The sequence below is a fragment of the Arcicella gelida genome (genome assembly GCF_034931025.1).
In the GTDB taxonomy this organism is placed as follows: Bacteria; Bacteroidota; Bacteroidia; order Cytophagales; family Spirosomataceae; genus Arcicella; species Arcicella gelida.
The window spans coordinates 42,330-61,478 of record NZ_JAYGIL010000030.1; the positions used below are offsets into that span (position 1 = coordinate 42,330).

Sequence of the window (19,149 nt, forward strand, 5' to 3'; positions counted from 1 at the left end):
TGAAGATTTGAGAGAGAAAAGAAAACAATTATTACCGTTCAAAGCTCAGGGCTGAAAGCTCAAAGCTTTGAGTTAAAATTCACCCTTATGTTATTTCACAATATCACATATAATATCGACGTCAATTCAGAACAGGATTTTTTGGATTGGATGAGAAGTACGCATGTTCCAAATGTAATGATGACAGGCTTTCCGAAAAGCTTTAAAATATTGAAATTATTAACGGAAATTGATAACGGTGGCGTTACGTATTCATTCCAATATTTTTTCGATAGTATAGAAGGCTTTGAAGTTTTTGAAAACGATTATTTAGACGATTTGAACGATGCGGTTGATAAACGCTATCGTGGTAAATACGTTTTCTTCCCAAGTTTACTCCAAGATATTTCTTAGTTAGTATGCTTAAAACCTCTAAAAATCTAACCAATGAAAACATTACTACTCTTATTGACACTTCTTTCAGCTTGTTTTACGGTAAATGCACAAGATTTTTATAAAGCTGATAGCACAAAAACTACCCCAAATTTATACATCATTCGCTTAAAAGATGGCTCACAATTATTAGGCAGAATTATTGAACAAAATACTGTTCAAAGTAAAATTCAAACCGAAAATTTGGGTTTAATAACGGTTGATGTTGCTCAGATTTTAAGTGTTGAATTGTACGACAAAAACAAACCTGCAAGTAATAAACCTTATTATCCCAATCGTTTTGTGAATCGACTTCTTGTTGCTCCTACTGGTTTTGCGATGGAAAAGGAAGCTATAGAATATCATAATATTCTGTTCTATTACAGTGAATTTGCAGCAGCTTTAGGCGAAAAATTGAGCTTGGGTTTTGGTTTTTTTACCGTTATTCCTACGCAATTCTATTCAATAAAAGCCAAAGTAAACATAATTTCAAAAGATAAATTCAATTTCTCAGTCACAGGAAATCACATGGGTGGAAAAGAAATTGGAAGTACTTCTATCATTATTCCATCATTTAGTTTTGGCAAAAAAGAAAGCTTTTTTAATGTAAGTCCTGTTTTCTTCACAGAAGATACTAATGGTGGTTTCGGGCTATCATTAGGATACATGAAAAAAACGTCTCCTAATCTCACTTTTTTCACCGAAAACTTCTTCGCAATTGGCAATGGACTAAGTGTTGAAGACGGTTTTGTCTTTTCAGCTGGTTTGCGTTTTGATAGACCAAGACATGCCTTTGATATAAACATTCTTGTTCCTACAGGTCTCTCTGATAATGATAATAATGTTTACTTATTCCCAAGTGTAGGCTATCATTTAAAACTAAGTAAATAATATTTTCACTGACTATTTTATCGTTAAATCAGGATAATTGTTTGGGATAATAAAGCTAATTTGTAGCATTATTCTCAAACAAAATCCAATTTAATTATGTCAGATACTAAACAACAAAACTCAAGACGGGATTTCCTCAAAACGAGTTCATTGGCCTTGGGTAGTTTTTTTATTGTACCTCGCCATGTACTTGGCAAAGGTTTCATTGCTCCAAGTGATAAGCTCAATATAGCAGCCATTGGTGCTGGTGGTAAAGGGACTTCAGATATTATCAATGCTTATAATAATGGTGCGTCTAATGTAGTTGCTCTTTGTGATGTAGATTTTGCAAGAGCTAAAACTGCTTTTGACAAATTCCCTAATGCCAAAAAATACCGTGATTTCAGAGTAATGTTAGATGAAATGCGTTCGGATATTGATGCCGTAACGATTTCTACTCCCGACCATTTCCATGCTTATGCTGCTATGCAATGTATGCAAATGGGAAAACATGTATATGTCCAAAAACCATTGACGCACAATATCGCTGAGGCACGATTACTAACAAATGCTGCTAGAAAATATAAAGTAGTTACACAAATGGGTAATCAGGGTTCTTCAAATCCTGCACAAAACGTTGCGATTAAATGGTTTGAAGAAGGGAAAATCGGAAATGTACATACAGTAAATATCTGGACAAACCGCCCTGTTTGGCCACAAGGAATTCCTGTTCCTACCGACAAACCACCTTTGGTAGAATCAATGTCTCCTAAAGACTGGGATACTTGGGTTGGGCCTGCTCAATGGGTTGACTATCATCCACTTTATCATCCATTCAAATGGCGTGGTTGGTGGAATTTTGGTACAGGAGCTTTAGGTGATATTGGTTGTCATACAATTGATTCTGCTTTTAGAATCCTTGGTTTGGGTTATCCAACAGAAGTAGAATGTAGTGTTGGTGCAGTATTTATCAAAGATTGGACTCCTGAATATATTCCTGAAGGTTGTCCACCATCATCGCACGTCGAGATTAAATTCCCTGCTACAAAAAAGAATAAATCACCAATGAAGATGATTTGGATGGATGGTGGTATCAGACCAATGCACCCTGAATTAATTCCTGCCAATGAAGCCATCAGTAATGATGGTGGAGCAAATGGTATTATTTTAACAGGAACGAAAGGCATCATGACCATCGGAATGTATGGAAATGACCCTAAAATTTACTTGAACTCTGGTGAAAGAATTGAAATGCCAAAACCAACCACAGAAGTAAAATCTTTACCAGAATATGGACATCAAATCAGTTGGACTGAAGCTTGTAAAGCGGGTTATGAAAGTAAAGAACATAAAGGCTTGACATCTTCATTCGATTATTCAGGTCCACTTACCGAAACTGTTTTAATGGGTAATTTGGCAATTCGTAGTTATATGCTTCGTAAAAAGAATGAGAGAGGCAATTTTGATTTCTACGGAAGAAATAAACTAATCTGGAATGGTGGAGATATGAAAATCACAAACTTTGATGATGCAAACCAATTCGTTGGTCGTGAATATCGTCAAGGCTGGAAAATTGCAGATTTGTAGTTTTTCTGATGTTAATAAACACGAATTACTACGAAGTTTAAAATCAAAGAAGCGGTCGAAAATTAGTTTTTCGACCGCTTCTTTGATTTCTAAATGCTGTAATTACTCAATATTTATAAATTATTTCGCCGTTAAATACACAAATGGAATAATACATTCCTCTAACGAAATACCACCATGCTGAAAAGTATTTCTATAATGGCTGACGTAATGATTGTAATTGTTCGGATACGCAAAGAAGTAATCTTCTTTTGTGAACACATAAGTAGTCGAAACATTTACTTTAGGCAAGAAAAAACGCTCTGGTTTTCTACAAACTAATAAATGGTTTTCATCGTCCCAATTTAAATTTCTTCCTTGTTTATAGCGTAAATTAGTATTTACAGAACGGTCTCCTACAATTTTTACTGGATTCTGTACACGAATCATTCCGTGGTCGGTTGTGATAATTAATCTTCCTTTTTTGTCAGAAATCTTCTTGAGTAAATCAAACAAAGGTGAGTGTGTAAACCAACTAGCCGTTAAACTTCTATAACCAGATTCATCAGGGGCTAATTCTTTAATCATTGCCATGTCTGTTCTGGCATGAGAAAGCATATCTACAAAGTTATACACCACCACATTAAGATGATTTTGTGTCAATTTAGAGAAGTTCTCTACCAAACTTTTCCCTTGGTTATTATGAATAACTTTATGGTAAGAAGATTTTACCGCAAAAGGCATTCTACTTTTACGAATTTGTTCTTGAAAGAAAAACTCTTCATGTTGATTAAAACCTTCTTCGTCTTCACTATCACCAATATCTTGTACCCAATGTTTTGGATATTGTTTTTCAATTTCAGAAGGCATCAAACCTGAGAAAATTGAATTTCTTGCATAAGCTGTTGTTGTTGGTAAAATAGAATAATAGGTTGATTCTTCTTCGACAGAAAAATAATCTTGAATCAAACCTTCTAGTACTTTCCACTGGTCAAAGCGCAAATTATCAATTAAAACAAAGAAAAGCGGAGAGTCTTCTCTGAGTAAAGGAAATACTTTTTTTCTCATCAATTGATGCGACAAAACTGGATTATTTCCTTTGGGTTCGTTTAGCCAATTCTCATAATTTTCTGTGATAAATCTTGAGAAGTTAGCGTTCGCTTCAGATTTCTGCATATTCATTACTTCTGCCATCGACTTGTTCTCAGTTCTATCGATTTCCAATTCCCAGAAAAGTAATTTTTTATACACATCAGCCCACTCTGCATGATCCATCTTATCTTGATAGCGCATCGCTAACTGGCGGAATTCTTGCTGATAAGAAAGATTCGTTTTTTCTTCTTCTAATCTTTTCTTATCTAATATTTTCTTAACCGAAAGAAGTATCTGATTGGGATTCAATGGTTTAATTAAATAATCAGCAATTTTAGAACCAATTGCCTCCTCCATAATATCCTCTTCTTCAGACTTGGTAATCATCACAACTGGCAAATTAGGCTTCAATTGTTTGATTTTAGGAAGTACCTCAAGCCCCGTCATTCCGGGCATATTTTCATCTAAAAAAACTACATCAAATTTCTTTTTTTCTACTTCTTCTAAAGCATCCGCACCAGAATTCACAGGTGTAACATCGTAGCCTTTTTGGGTCAAAAACATGATATATGGCTTAAGCAAATCGATTTCATCGTCTGCCCATAGAATTGAATATTGCATAATTAAAATGGATTGTTTTCATTACTGATTTCAGTACTGTTCACTTAAAATGGAAAATACAGCGTTTTATTGCTGTATTTTTTGTTAATTTTAGTTAAATATTATCTTGTTAATTCTTTAAAATCCAAGTCCGAAACTTTTAATAATCCTGCTTTCGGCAAGCGTTTTGTCATCTCTCGCCAATTGGGTTCTTTCAAATAAATCTTGTGAAGTATCTCTGAAGCTTTGATAATACTTTTATTATTAGCCATCGTGATAGCTGTCCAGTATTGCATTTCTAAATTATTAGGAAATAGTTTCATGGCAGCATTGTACTCCTCCATGGCTTTTTTCATATCATTGGTTTCAGTGGCTAAATCACCAGCATCCATGTGGTTGTATGCTCTTTTAATTTTCAACAATCTTGCCAATTCAACCAGTGGTGTTTGGTGGTCGTCAACTCGTAAATCTACCAAATGGTCTTCATCCCAAGGTTTATTAGTTGAAGTACCTTTTACTACTAATAAAGCCGCCGATTGTTTTCCTCTGATGTCGCCTCCCACTGCTTGTCCAGCTTCCAAGGCTTTTAAAACTCTTTCACCCAGTGGCAATTTCCAGTTTTCTTCAAAAGCTTTAGCCATAGCAGCAGGTACTTTATTATTGAGCATCATATTACTCTGAACCGAGTAATTAGTCCCTTTGATATGTCCTGCAAAGTCAACACAATTTTTACCTGTATGTACTGCAACGTTTCCTTTAGCATCAATAATACCTACTTGACGAACCTCTTTCCCTCCATCGTTCGACAGTAAAATATCCATCGTTTCTTGGGCAGTTTTGCCATTTTTCATTAATGCCAAACCTCTTATTCCGAATGACTTATTAACAAAACTTTGTGTAGCAACCACGCCAACGCCAGCTTGTCCCCATGAAACTGCCGTTCCTACACTAAACCAGTGGCTTTGTACACCAACAGCCATTTCTCCTGTTTTGGTATCACGAGCGACGATTGAAAACGTATGTGCAAAAGGCTCTGAGTTTTTAGAAAATTGAGCGAAAGTATTACTCGTAAAATAGAGAAACGTTATAAATGCTAATACTTTTTTCATAGGTTTAAAATTATTAATTGCTACATTTTTCCGACAAAATACTTCTAAATAATTTACACTTGAGGTTGTTCTTTCACCTGTCCATTTTCACATTTCAGAATACGAGCAGGGAATTTACGAATCATATCAAAATCATGTGTGGCCATTAAAATTGCTGTTCCCGCTTTGTTGATTTCATGGAAAAGCTCAATAATTTGTCCTGATACTTCTGGGTCAAGATTTCCAGTTGGTTCATCGGCAAAGAGTATTTGTGGTTCATTTAATAAAGCTCTTGCAATGACTACTCTTTGTTGTTCACCACCAGAAAGTTGATGAGGCATTTTATCACGAGAAGTTGACATACCTACTTGCATAAGTACTTCTGCAACTCTTGCTTTCATTCTAGCACTATCAGTCCAACCTGTTGCTTCCAAAACCCACATCAAATTTTCTTGCACATTTCTATCCATAAACAATTGAAAGTCTTGAAAAACAACACCAATTTTTCGACGAAGAAAAGGACGTTCAGCAGCCTTCATGGTTTCGATAGTAAACCCAGCTACTTTAGCTTTTCCTTGTTGAAGCCAAAGATCAGCATATAATGTTTTTAACAACGAACTTTTTCCGCTTCCTGTTCTTCCTATTAAAAAAACAAATTCTCCTTTGTTAATACTAAAGTTAACGTCGTTTAAAACAATTCGCTCGTTTTGATATATAAATGCACTCTGAATGACAACTACGGGTTCTGATGTAAACATTTTTTGCTTGATATGTTATTTTTTCAAATATACTGACAAAATGATAACAATAAATACTTTTTGTGTTTAGTCCGATAATTTCCCCCTAAAGTACAGGCTAGGCTATCGTCTAAATTCCTGCTGAAAATTTTCTTAAAAAATATTTTAGAATACTTTTTTGACAATATTAATCTAAACAAGATGTTCACAAACTTTCTTCTTGAGGCAGTTCCAAATTCATTAATCATCTGATTTACAAAGCCATTCATCTTATCATTCATCAGAAAAAATAAAAAAAACCTTTATTTTATGGTAGCTAATTAATTTTTATGCCTTACATTTGAATAATTTTTAGACTAACCTAAACTATTAATTAGAATCGCAAAATGAGAAACTTTTTCAAGCCAATACTTTATTCCATTATTTGTTACTTTAGTTTAATTGAATCCTTTGGACAAAATGTCATTTCAGGAAAAGTAGTACTGAATGAAACTAACGAAGTCATTATTGGAGCGAACGTTTATATTCCTGAGTTACGAACTGGAACAAATACAGATGTGAATGGTTTTTATCAAATTAAAAACTTACCCAAAGGCGAATTTACGCTACAAGTAAGTTATGTTTCTTTGAAGACTATTACTAAAAAAGTAAGCGTAAAAACCGCAACAAAGCAAGATTTTGAAATGGAAAATTCGGCTACTTCATTAGAAGAAGTAGTAATAACTGGTGCAGGTATTAAAACGTTAGTGAAAGAAAGTCCAGTGCCAATCGCTGCACTTTCAAGAGCGCAATGGTTACAAAGTACTTCAACCAATTTAGTTGATGCGATTGTGAAATTGCCTGGCGTTTCGCAAATCATGACTGGCCCAACACTTTCAAAACCTATTATTCGAGGTTTGGGCTTTAATAGAGTAATCACCGTTCATGATGGCGTTCGGCAGGAAGATAATCAATGGGGAGAGGAACATAGTTTGCATATTGACGAATTTTCTATTGAACGTTATGAAATTATTCGTGGAGCAGGTTCGCTCATGTATGGCTCAGATGGTTTAGGAGGAGTAATTTCTGTGATTTCGCCAACACCAACAGAATCTGAGAAAATTAATGGAAGTGTTTTGTATAATTACCAGACGAACAATGGCTTACATGGATTTTCGGCAAATCTGGGCGGTAACAAAAATGGTTTTGTTTGGACGAGTAGATTCAGCAATAAAAATGCTGGGAACTATCAAAATGCTTTTGATGGATTGGTAAATGGTTCTAAATTTCAGGAACTTAACTATTCTGGAATGATTGGGTTAAATAAAAAATGGGGTTTTTCAAGAATCTATTTTTCAAAATTTGGACAAGATATTAATATCATCGATGGTTTGAGAGATGCAGAAGGGTATTTTACAAAACAAGTATTATTAGACGGACAAAGTAAGATTTTAAGAGTAACTGAACAAGAATTAAAAAGCCCTTCTATCAATCCCTCAAACTCACAATCACTAAGCAATTATAAAGCATCATGGAACAATTATTTAATGTTAGGAAAAAGTTCTTTGAGTTTGAATGTAGCTTACTCACAAAATCACAGAAGAGAATATGGTAATGTTTTAAAACCTTTTGAAGCCGATTTATACTTCTATTTGCAAACGCTTTATTATGATGCAAGATTTAACTTTCCAGAAAAAAATAATTTTGAAGTAACAATCGGAACAAACGGAATGGCACAAACGATGAACAATCGTGGTAACGAAACTTTGTATCCTAATTTTAATTTATTCGATAACGGAGTATTTGTATTTTCTAAAAAGAAATTCGATAAGTTAATCATAAGTGGCGGATTAAGATTTGATATTCGTCAATTAGATATTCATAAATTATACATTGATTCTGAAGGAAAATTCCAAACAAAACCATCGGACAATACTAGCGAACGTTTTGCTGGTTTCAATAAAACATTTCAAAATGCAACAGGGAGTTTTGGTGCAGTTTATAAAATCAATGATTTACTTTCTGTTAAAACAAACGTTGCCAGAGGTTTTAGAGCGCCATCTGTACCTGAAATTTCATCGAATGGTGAACATGCAGGCACTTTCCGTTACGAAATCGGAAATATTAATCAACAATCTGAAGTATCGTTACAAAATGATTTAGGTTTTACTTTTGAAAATAGCTCGCTCTACATTGATGTAAATTTGTTCAGCAATCGTATCAATCATTATACTTTTTCAGAACGTGTACAGAATATTTCAGGAAAAGATTCCATCATTAATGGTGTACCTGTTTTTCGTTATCAACAAGGCAATGCTAGACTTTTGGGTTTGGAAGCTGTAGTTACTTATAATCCTGCGTCGGCACGTTGGTTTAGTTTTACACAAAGTTATTCATCTGTGAATGGCGTAAATCTTTCTGCAAAAAATGATTCTGCGAAGTACCTACCATTTATGCCTCCGCCAAGATGGTTGAGTAATATTAAACTGACAAAAAATACTTTGGGGAAGCATCTTAGAAACACTTATTTTTCTGTAGAATTAGAGCATAATCAACAACAGAACAATGCACTGTTGGCATATAATACGGAAACCCAAACACCAGCTTACTCATTAGTAAATGTTGGAACGGGTGCTACGATTACAAATTTGAAGAAGAAAGCTTTATTTTCAGTTTACCTGAACGTCAATAATTTATTGGATAATGCTTATCAAAGTCACCAAAGTAGATTGAAGTATTTGGATGTAAATCAAACAACTGGCAGACAAGGCGTTTATAACATGGGAAGAAATATTAGTGTAAAAGTACTTGTACCGATTAATTAGTTTTTAAGCTTTCAGCTGTCGGTCGTCGGCTTTCTGCTTTAAGCTTTTGGAACTCTGATGTCGATTTTCAGATTTTAAAGAATATTTTCTCACAAGTCCGACTTCCGAAAGCAAACATCCGAAAGCCAATAAAAAAAGCTCTTCAAACTTTGATGTTTGAAGAGCTTTTTATTAATTCCGAAAGCTGAAATCCGAGTTCCGAAGACCGATAGCTAACTAAGCATTCGTTTTAGCATGGTCAGCTAAGAATTTAGCCAAACCGCTATCCGTTAATGGATGGTTCAATAACGCTAACATCGCAGAAAGTGGACCAGTCATAACATCAGCACCGATTTCAGCACATCTGATAATATGAATTGGGTTACGAACCGAAGCCGCTAAGATTTCAGTATCAAAACCATAGTTATCATAAATAGTACGAATTTGCTCGATTAATTGAATACCGTCGAATGAAATATCATCTAAACGACCAATGAATGGAGAAACATAAGACGCTCCCGCTTTAGCCGCCAATAAAGCTTGACCAGCAGAGAAAATCAATGTACAGTTAGTTTTAATTCCTTTTTCTGAGAAATACTTTAATGCTTTTACTCCGTCTTTAATCATCGGAATTTTAACAACAATTTTCTCATCTAATTCTGCTAATTCTTCTCCTTCACGAATCATTCCTTCAAAATCAGTAGCAATTACTTCCGCAGAAACATCTCCCTCAACGATATCACAAATTGCTTTGTAATGTTTAAGAACGTTGTTTTTACCGCTAATACCTTCTTTAGCCATTAACGAAGGATTGGTAGTTACTCCATCTAATACACCTAAATCCTGTGCTTCTTGGATTTCTTTGAGATTGGCTGTGTCAATAAAAAATTTCATGATGATTTGTTTTTTGAGAAATATATTAGTTAAACGCTAATTAAAAACGAAAGTAAATTCAAGGAATAAAGCTTGATATTGATTCTTTGTAAATACTGTTTACAAAATTAGGAAAAGCATTTGAGAAAGCAGACATTTTTCTGAAAAATTATAACAGTATAGAACAGTTATTTTTTCTAAAGAAAGAAAAATGATTTACAGATAATTTTGTAAAGCCAGATGAAGTAAATGAATGGTCATAAAACAAAAAAAGGCAAATTCACCGCTACAACCTGCCTACCCTTGCTTCGGTCAAGACCTGGGGGATTCGGAGGGAGCTGGTAATTTGCCGTCACAAAGATGGCAGGTTTTGTTGTTTTTTCAAAACCTTCACCGCAACTTTGAGGAAAGTTTTCTGATAAAATCAAGTCAATTTTGACTGATTAATACGATGACCTTTTGATTTACAGTTAATTAACATACTATTATGACACTCAAAAATATTTTAAAAAAAATTTCATTTTCGCTTTATTTAGCCTCTTTTTCCATTCTTTTAGTGAATTGCACGGGTTCGTCTGATGCTTTTTTAGAAAAAGCGAAAGAACAATTAAAACAAGGAAAAGCTAGAGAAGCCATCGAATACTTGAATCAAGCTATCGACAAAGACCCCAATAATGCTAAAGCCTTCAATATGCGTGGTGCAGCCAATTTTGAATTAAAAGATTTCACAACGGCATTATTAGATTATGAACAAGCCATTAAATTAGATCCAAACAATTACCAACCTTACTTTAACCGAGCATCAGTAAAAATGGAAAAATCGGATTGGGAAGGTGCTTTTCAAGATTGCTCTAAAGCCATTACAATCCAACCAGACACAGCAGAGTTGTATGTAAAAAGAGGAATAATCTTAGCTGCTTTGCACAAATCTGAAGAAGCGATTGTAGATTTCGACAAAGCAATTCAATTAGACCCTAAAGAAGTAAATGCTTTGTATAATCGTGGAAATATTTACTTTCAATTTGGGGACTTTGATAAATCTTTAGCCGATTTCACTGCGGCGGTGAAAGTAGATAATAAATTCGCTAAAGCATATTATGGTTTAGGAATTGTACAACAAAAAAGAGGACAATCGGACGATAGTTGTTTAAATTTCAAAATGGCAAATCGTTTGGGTTATCCTGATGCTAAATTGGCGATAGATTCTTTTTGTAAATAGTTTTTGGGCTGTAGGCTGTAAGCGATAGGCGATAAGCTTTAAGAATTTGATGCTAACCTATTTTAGGCAAGGACAAAAAAAAAACTCATCACTCACAATTCTTAACTCACAATTCATAAAGATGAAATACTTCGGAATAGTTTTTACCATGATTTTCTTGCTTTTTGCAGGTTGGCAATACAATGACCCCGACCCAGTACTTTGGATTCCGATTTATTTGGTGGCGGCATATTGTTCAATAAAGGCCTATCAAGAAAAAAGTAATCCAGAATTATTAGTGGTTGTTGCCATTATGTCTTTTGTAGCAGGATTAAATACTTGGTTCCAAATGACTTCTTGGGAAGGCTTTTTCTCGGAAGGTGGCGGATTATCCATGAAAACCATCAATCAAGAATTAGCCCGTGAAGCTTGCGGACTTTGGATTTGTACTTTTGCTTTTATCTTATTTCTAGGAATGTACTTTTTCAAACCTAAAGCAAAATAATTTTCAATAAAATGTAAATTCAACAGGCAAAGCATTAGAAATTTATTTTCTGTGCTTTGCCTGTTTTTTTGCCATTTATCTAATTATCAACATATTCATCATAAACAGAACAATTAATAAAGGTTAAATTGTAATTTGTATAAAATTCAAACTCCAAACTTTATGCAACTTACTATTACAAACCTGAACAAGACCTATTCCAATGGCGTTCAAGCACTTCAAAACGTTAATCTAACCATCAATCAAGGGATGTTTGGCTTATTAGGACCAAACGGAGCAGGAAAATCTTCCTTGATGCGTACCATCGCAACACTCCAAGAAGCAGATACTGGGACAATCACGTTAGGAGATATTAACGTACTTACCCAAAAAGAAGAAGTACGCAAAACCCTTGGCTATTTACCACAAGAATTTGGTGTGTATCCAAAGGTTGATGCGGTTACTTTATTGAATCATTTAGCGGTTTTGAAAGGAATCACGAATTCTAAAGAACGTAAAGAATTGGTAGAATCACTTCTTCAAAAAACAAATCTTTGGGAGGCACGTAAAAAGAATTTAGGTGGTTATTCTGGTGGAATGAAACAACGTTTTGGTATTGCTCAAGCACTTTTGGCAAGTCCGAAATTAATCATCGTTGACGAACCCACAGCAGGACTCGACCCCGCAGAACGTAACCGTTTCTTGAATTTATTATCGGAATTAGGCGAAAATACCATTGTGATACTTTCTACACACATCGTAGAAGACGTAAAAGAGTTGTGTCAAGATATGGCGGTTTTCAACAAAGGACAAGTACTTTATAAAGGAAATCCTTTTGATGCAATTCAAGAAATTGAAGGAAAAATCTGGCGAAAACGCATTCATAAAGCTGAATTAGAAGATTATAAGAAAAATTTCACTTTGATTTCTGATAAACTCATAGGCGGTTCACCTGTGATTCATGTTTTGGCTGACAGTAATCCAGATGGCACTTTTGATGCTGTTAATGGAGATTTAGAAGATGTTTATTTTGCAAAAATTTTCGCTAATGCCTAAACCAACACGACTATGTTTTTAGAAATTTTACGTTTTGAATTTAGCTATCGAAAGAACAGAGCAGCTACTTATCTATATTTCCTGATTTTATTTATTCTTTGTTTTGCTGCGGCAACTTCAAAATACGTTACCATCGGTGGTTTGGGTGGTGGGCAATTACAAGCCAATTCTCCTTACTCGCTTTCCTTCATGACCATCATCATGACATTTGCGGTAACTTTTATTAGTTCAGCAGTGATGGGCGTAGCCGTTTTACGTGACTTTGAACACAAAACAGAATCCTTAATGTTTACCACCACCATGTCGAAGTTCGATTATTTGATGGGACGTTTCTGGGGTTCTTTTTTTGTAATGGTCTTGATTTACTCTTCTATTTGGATAGCTTTTATGCTAGGATTTTCGCTTGGTAAATTCCTCCCTTGGGATCCATCTTGGAAAGAAAAAACCATGCACGCTTTTGATGCTTGGCATTATTTTCAGCCATTTATTTTTTATGGTATTACTAATCTTTTTATTCAAGCCACTATTTACTTTGCGGCTGGAACACTCAGCAGAAAACCTTTATTAATTTACACACAAGGGATTATTTTATTTGTCTTGTACGAAATCACAGGTACAATTACCCAAGATTTAGAAAATAAAGACCTCGCATCCTTAGTTGACCCTTTCGCAATCAGAACCTTCCAAATCTATACTCAGTACTGGACACCAGCACAGAAAAATAATCTTCTGATTCCACTTGAAGGCATGATGCTCTGGAATCGTGTACTTTGGTGTGGCGTAGGCTTTGTTATTTTAGCCATTACTTATTATGCTTTTAGTTTTAATGTGGTTACTTCTTCATGGTTCAAGAAAAAGAAAATCGTTAAAGAAGAAGTTTCGGTTATCAAACCTGAAAACGTAGTAATCCCAATCGTTCATCAATTCACCAATTTCTCGGCAAATCTTACTCAACTTTGGCAGCAATCTGTTTTTTATGCCAAAATGGTCATTAAAGAGATTCCATTTATTGCCATTGTTTTTGTTGGTTTTGCAGATTTAACCATCAATTCTTTCTATTTTGGAGAAATGTATGGAACAAGCTCCTATCCTATCACAGCCAACGTTTTAGGCTTTTTGTCAGAATTTGATTTGTTCTTTTTAATTATCGTCGTTTTTTACTCTGGCGAATTAATTTGGAGAGAAAGAACTGTCAATATTAATCTTATTATTGATGCTTTACCAGTTCCAGATTGGGTTGGATTACTCTCCAAATTCATTGGATTAATCTTTATTTATGTTGCTTTACTGTTAGGCTTGATTTTCTTTGGAGTATCTGTTCAGGTAGCACATGGCTATTTTAATTTTGAATTACCACTCTATTTTGAAACACTTTTTACCGACGAACTTATCTTTTTAGTAGCCTTTACGTTGCTCTCATTTTTCATTCAGACCATTGCCAACAACAAATTAGTGGGTTTTGCTTTGATGTTTGTGTTCTTTATCATTAATATGTTCATGAGTGGTGCTGGTATCGAACACCCACTATTTTCATTCAACAGCGGTAGTTTAGGTGGATATTCTGACATGAACAAATACGGACATTTTGTTTCATCATTCTCATGGATGAAACTCTATTGGCTGGCTTTTGTAGCTATCCTCTTTATTTTATCAGTTTTATTGAGCGTAAGAGGAACAGAATCCTTAATGAAAACTCGTATAAAAATTGGTCAACTTCGTTTAAGTAAACCGATTCTTACTTTGGCTGTCAGCACTTTGGTTGTTTTTATTTCTACAGGTTTTTATGTGTATTATAACACGAATAAACTGAATAAATACACTACCAAAGAAGACCAAGAGAAAATACAAGTAGATTATGAAAAAACCTTGAAAAAACAATTTGACAATGCTCCACAACCTAGAATTGTAGATGTAAATCTAAAAGTAGAAGTATATCCTGAAGAGCGTGATTTTACTGCTGAAGGTTACTTTTGGTTAAAAAATAAAACAAACAAAGCATTAAGCGATATTCTTATCCAGAATGATATTTTGCATAATATGAAGATTGAGTACTTGAAATTTGAGGGCGGTTCTAAAGTAAAAAAGGCTTATGATAATTTCGGGTTTACGATTTATCAATTAAATAAACCTTTAGCTGTTGGCGATTCTGTGAAGATGAGCTTCAAAACTAAATTTGAAACCAAAGGTTTTGTAGCCAATGGTTCTAATACCAATGTAGTATATAATGGAACATTCTTCAACAATAACTATTTCCCTTCTTTAGGTTATGGCGAAGACTTTGAAATTGGCGATGACGATACTCGTAAAAAGTATAAATTGCCAGAAAAAGAAAGAATGATGGAACAGAATAATCAAATTGGGCTTTCACAGAGTTTGTTTGGTGATGATTCAGATTATATCCGTTTTGAAATGGTAATTGGTACCAGTAAAGACCAAACTGCCATTGCTCCAGGCTATTTACAGAAAACTTGGGAAGAGCAAAATCGTAAGTATTTCCATTATAAAATGGATGTTCCGATGGTGAATTTTTACTCTATTATTTCTGCTAAATACGAAATTAAACGTGATAAATGGAAGAATGTAAACTTAGAAATTTACTATAATAAAGGACATGAGTATAACCTCGAAAAAATGATTTCTTCAATGAAATCTTCATTTGAGTACTTTGATAAAAACTTCGCTCCTTATCAATATCGTCAGATGAGAATCATGGAATTTCCACGTTATGCTTCTTTTGCACAATCGTTTGCTAATACCGTTCCGTTTTCAGAAGGAATAGGTTTTATTCAGAAAATCAACGACCCAGAGAAAGATTTGGATATGCCATTTTATGTAACAGCCCACGAATTGGGACACCAATGGTGGGGACATCAGGTAGCAGAAGCAAGAGTAAAAGGGAATGCAATGCTTTCAGAAACGCAAGCACAATACTCTGCTTTGATGGTAATGAAACATGCCATTAAACCAGAATTAATGCAAAAATTCTTGAAGTATGAATTAGATAAATATCTGACTGGTCGTGCAAGAGAAAGCAAAAAAGAGCAACCTTTAGCATTGGTAGAAAGTCAGGGCTATATTCATTATAACAAAGGTTCATTAGCAATGTTTGCTTTACAAGATTATATCGGCGAAGATAAAGTAAATAAAGCCTTGCATGATTTCTTGGCAGATTGGAAATATCCAAGTTCAGATGGCAAGTATCAACGTTATCCAACCAGTCAAGATTTGTTAAAATACTTCAAAGCCGAAACGCCAGACTCTTTGAAATATATCATCAATGATATGTTTGAAACCATTACTCTATACGAAAACAAAACTGACAAAGTAAGCTACAAAGTATTACCAAACAAAACTTATGAAGTAAGTATCAAAACCATTTCAGAGAAATTCAGGGCCGATAGTTCAGGAAATGAAAAACCTATTGCCTTGAACGATTGGATAGATGTTGGAGTATATGGTGAAGACAAAGATGGAAAAGACAAATTACTTTATAACCAAAAATATAAAGTATCTAAGAAAGACAATATCTTCAAAATCATCGTCAAAGAAAAACCTAAAAAAGCAGGAATCGACCCGATCAATAAATTGATTGATAGACATTCAGATGATAATGTTAAGACAGCTGTTTTAGAGGAAAATTTGTAGTTGAGATGTAAGATACAAGAAAAAAGATTTTTTATTATGTCTAAGCCAAGCTTTACTTTATTACTCTTTTTACACAAGATGCAAGAATAAAGATTTTATTCTTGCATCTAATAATGGTTGTAGGAATGCTTATTGATATATGCAGTTGTGGGGAACAAAACTCCCCACAACTTATTGCACTCTCTCTGTCTCTTCGCTTGCAGAATTATCTCTATTTCGGCGTTTGCGGGCATATTTTTCATTGCCAAATCTATAAGTGAATGCCAAACCAATTCGCTGAGTATCGTTTATATTAACCCTATTTTGGTAAATATTCTGAAAGTTTTCTATTCGTTCTTGATAAATATCTGAGTGAAAAATATCGTTGATATTCAATTTTATGGCTCCCTTATCTTTCAAAACCTTTTTTTGCATCGAAAAGTAAACAGATGCCCTTGCTAACACTGTTGTGGGATAGATTCTTTCTTCGGTTTTGTACTGTGCCGAAAGCTCACTTGTCCATCCCTTTCCAAAACTAATTTGTTGGTTGGTAGATACTCTTGTCGTAAAAAATACGGTATGATTTGTTTCTCCGTTAATGTTACTTTTAATGTCGAATCGAGCTACCTGAAAGTACAATATTGAGCTTAGCCATTTGGTTGCTTGTAACGTTAAATTGTGATTAATAAAAATTCTATTGCCAATACCCATATTAAATGGCTTTCGGATAAATGTTTCGCCTTCTCTGACTGTTATTTCACCAAGAATTCCATCCGCTTTGTCATAGCCAAAACCCAATGTGTAAATAGATTTGTATTGATATTTAAAGCGTACTAAATTCAAATAAAATGGTTGTAAAGCTGGATTACCCTGTGTGTAATTATAGGCATCGACATAGTTTAAAAATGGATTGAAGTGCTGATAATTAGGTCTGTTTACTCTTCTTGTAAAATTAAAACTGAGGTTATGATTTTTTAAACTGTCTAAGTTGTAGCTTAAAAATACACTGGGAAAAAGATTGGTAAAATTTTGATTAAATCGCTGATATTGAATACTTTCGTTTGCTAACAATTCTCCCAAGATATTGGTATTTTCAGCTCTCAAACCCATTTGTAAACTCAACTTCTTATTAATTGATTTTCTAAAATTTATATATCCTGCATTGATATTTTCATGATAAATAAAGTGGTTACTTCGGTTGTAAATGATTGCAGCGGATTCATCCCGAAAAAGTGCATCGTTGTCGTTTTTGACAAAACTTACCTTTATTCCACTCTCCAAATTAGCTCCTTTGCCCAATGGCAATGAGTAGTCTGTTTTGAAGTTATAGATATTAATATTACTGGATAATTTATTGTCAAAAAGCTCATTTTCGCTTACTCTATTAAAGTTTCGTAAGCCACCAGACTGATAGTTTAAGATATTCAAATCCCCAGATAGCTCATGCCCTTTACTATTGAATTTATGATTAAAGTTGACATTGGCAGATTTTGAGTTCCAATCTATTTTGCCGTAATTATTGCCTTTAAATTCCTGATTAGCTGTAGTATTTACGTAGTTTGCATCATCTGAACGGGGTCTATTTTGTAGAAAAAACTGCACGCCCAAAATAGTTTTTTCACTCAAAGTAAAATCTGCCCCAAATCTTCCACTGAGGCTATTAGATTTATAATCACTGTAATTTTTCGATTGAATGTTGGCAATGCTTATTTTATCTTCATTAAAAATGGTTCTTTGTGAAGTTTCGTCTGTGTAGTCTTGGTCTAAACTCTGGTCTATTCCCAAAAACCAATTGATTTTCTGGCGATTAAGATTAAAGTTTACACTATTATTGACTCTCAGTTTTTGCCCCATTGATAAGCCCGAAGATAGATTTCCCGTTAAACCTCTTGCTTTGTTCTTCTTCAAAATAATATTGATGATAGACGACCCAGCGGCATCATATTTGGCAGGTGGATTATCCATCAGTTCGAGTTTATCTAACAATCCGCCTGGCAAGGATTTAAGATAAGCAACCAAATCAGTCCCGCTCATGTAAGTACTGCGACCATCAATCAAAACCATTGCTCCACTTTTTCCGTATAAGTTGATATTTCCTTGCGCATCCACTGATATACCAGGTGTTTTTTCCAACACTTCAAGGGTATTACTCGATGCTGCCGATATCATCGTTCCTACATTGACAATCGTTTTGTCGATTTCCTGCTCAATCAACGGTTTTTTAGCACTGACTACTACTTCGTTTAAAGTAGTACTCTTAGCAGGCAAAAGAATAATAACGGGTAACTCTACCTTGGTTTGTTGTTCATCCAATATCCTTTTTACACTTCTATATTTCAAAAAGCCCATTGAAGTGATTTCTAAAAAATAATTGCCACTGGATAAATTTTGGATAAAGAAGTTTCCATTTATATCAGTAATTCCTCCTTTCACAAAACTTGAGTCGATACTGTTCATAAGTTTGACAGTAGCACCAATCACCGATTCATTTTGAGTATCTTTGACACTCCCGATTATACTTTTATTTTGGGCCAATATTTGACCCGATAGGATTAGTAATAGCAATAGTTTTTTCATCATTGTTTTTTTGACAAAGTTTGTTTTCCTGAGATTGCCCTGAAAACAAGTCTGACAGAAATCAATTTTACATTGACAAACATGGGAAAAAGACTGACAAAGGTTTTAACAGGTTTAAATGCAGTTTCGTCAGTCAAATAATGAAGTCTATATGCAATAATTTTTATTATACATGAGTCTATTCAATTTT

At 34.3% G+C, this 19,149-nt stretch carries 13 protein-coding genes; 8 read left to right on the forward strand and 5 right to left on the reverse strand.

Annotated elements, in window-relative coordinates; translation table 11 throughout:
* Nucleotides 1-87: 87 nt before the first annotated feature.
* The 3 genes from VB776_RS19485 to VB776_RS19495 all read left to right on the forward strand — a co-directional run bounded on the left by VB776_RS19485 (nucleotide 88) and on the right by VB776_RS19495 (nucleotide 2,868).
* A complete protein-coding gene (locus VB776_RS19485) occupies nucleotides 88-393 on the forward strand; it encodes a DUF4286 family protein (protein WP_184133426.1) in 306 nt (101 codons plus the stop codon).
* 33 nt (nucleotides 394-426) lie between these two features.
* Entirely contained in the window at nucleotides 427-1,302 is an 876-nt protein-coding gene (locus tag VB776_RS19490; RefSeq protein ID WP_323698543.1) for a hypothetical protein, read from the forward strand.
* A gap of 96 nt (nucleotides 1,303-1,398) precedes the next feature.
* The gene (locus tag VB776_RS19495; RefSeq protein ID WP_323698544.1) at nucleotides 1,399-2,868 is read left to right on the forward strand and encodes a Gfo/Idh/MocA family protein; all 1,470 of its coding nucleotides are present in this window, start codon (nucleotides 1,399-1,401) and stop codon (nucleotides 2,866-2,868) included.
* Between the two features lie 120 nt (nucleotides 2,869-2,988).
* On the opposite strand, the gene porX is transcribed toward VB776_RS19495, so the two are convergent.
* From porX to VB776_RS19510, 3 genes are all read right to left on the reverse strand, one after another.
* Nucleotides 2,989-4,560, reverse strand: a complete 1,572-nt coding sequence (gene porX / locus VB776_RS19500; RefSeq protein WP_323698545.1) for a T9SS response regulator signal transducer PorX — start codon at nucleotides 4,558-4,560, stop codon at nucleotides 2,989-2,991.
* A 101-nt stretch (nucleotides 4,561-4,661) separates the two neighbouring features.
* On the reverse strand, nucleotides 4,662-5,648 hold the full coding sequence (locus tag VB776_RS19505) for a DUF1028 domain-containing protein (RefSeq protein WP_323698546.1): 987 nt from the start codon (nucleotides 5,646-5,648) through the stop codon (nucleotides 4,662-4,664).
* A 53-nt stretch (nucleotides 5,649-5,701) separates the two neighbouring features.
* Entirely contained in the window at nucleotides 5,702-6,385 is a 684-nt protein-coding gene (locus VB776_RS19510) for a cell division ATP-binding protein FtsE (RefSeq protein WP_323698547.1), read from the reverse strand.
* A gap of 365 nt (nucleotides 6,386-6,750) precedes the next feature.
* Here VB776_RS19510 and VB776_RS19515 point away from each other — a divergent pair, with 365 nt between their 5' ends.
* On the forward strand, nucleotides 6,751-9,168 hold the full coding sequence (locus VB776_RS19515) for a TonB-dependent receptor (protein WP_323698548.1): 2,418 nt from the start codon (nucleotides 6,751-6,753) through the stop codon (nucleotides 9,166-9,168).
* A 216-nt stretch (nucleotides 9,169-9,384) separates the two neighbouring features.
* On the opposite strand, the gene fsa is transcribed toward VB776_RS19515, so the two are convergent.
* Nucleotides 9,385-10,041: a fructose-6-phosphate aldolase gene (gene fsa / locus VB776_RS19520; RefSeq protein WP_323295119.1), complete on the reverse strand. Its 657-nt coding sequence runs from the start codon at nucleotides 10,039-10,041 to the stop codon at nucleotides 9,385-9,387.
* 466 nt (nucleotides 10,042-10,507) lie between these two features.
* Between fsa and VB776_RS19525 the strand changes: the two genes are divergently transcribed.
* From VB776_RS19525 to VB776_RS19540, 4 genes are all read left to right on the forward strand, one after another.
* Entirely contained in the window at nucleotides 10,508-11,239 is a 732-nt protein-coding gene (locus tag VB776_RS19525) for a tetratricopeptide repeat protein (RefSeq protein WP_323698549.1), read from the forward strand.
* 121 nt (nucleotides 11,240-11,360) lie between these two features.
* Nucleotides 11,361-11,723 (forward strand): transmembrane 220 family protein, encoded by a 363-nt coding sequence (locus tag VB776_RS19530; RefSeq protein WP_323698550.1) that lies wholly within the window; start codon nucleotides 11,361-11,363, stop codon nucleotides 11,721-11,723.
* Between the two features lie 162 nt (nucleotides 11,724-11,885).
* Nucleotides 11,886-12,758, forward strand: coding sequence for an ABC transporter ATP-binding protein (locus VB776_RS19535; protein ID WP_323698551.1), 873 nt, complete (start codon nucleotides 11,886-11,888; stop codon nucleotides 12,756-12,758).
* 12 nt (nucleotides 12,759-12,770) lie between these two features.
* Complete coding sequence (locus VB776_RS19540) at nucleotides 12,771-16,403, forward strand: M1 family aminopeptidase (protein WP_323698552.1); 3,633 nt, start codon at nucleotides 12,771-12,773, stop codon at nucleotides 16,401-16,403.
* A 171-nt stretch (nucleotides 16,404-16,574) separates the two neighbouring features.
* Here VB776_RS19540 and VB776_RS19545 read toward each other — a convergent pair whose 3' ends face one another.
* Nucleotides 16,575-18,962, reverse strand: a complete 2,388-nt coding sequence (locus VB776_RS19545; RefSeq protein ID WP_323698553.1) for an outer membrane beta-barrel family protein — start codon at nucleotides 18,960-18,962, stop codon at nucleotides 16,575-16,577.
* Nucleotides 18,963-19,149: the final 187 nt, after the last annotated feature.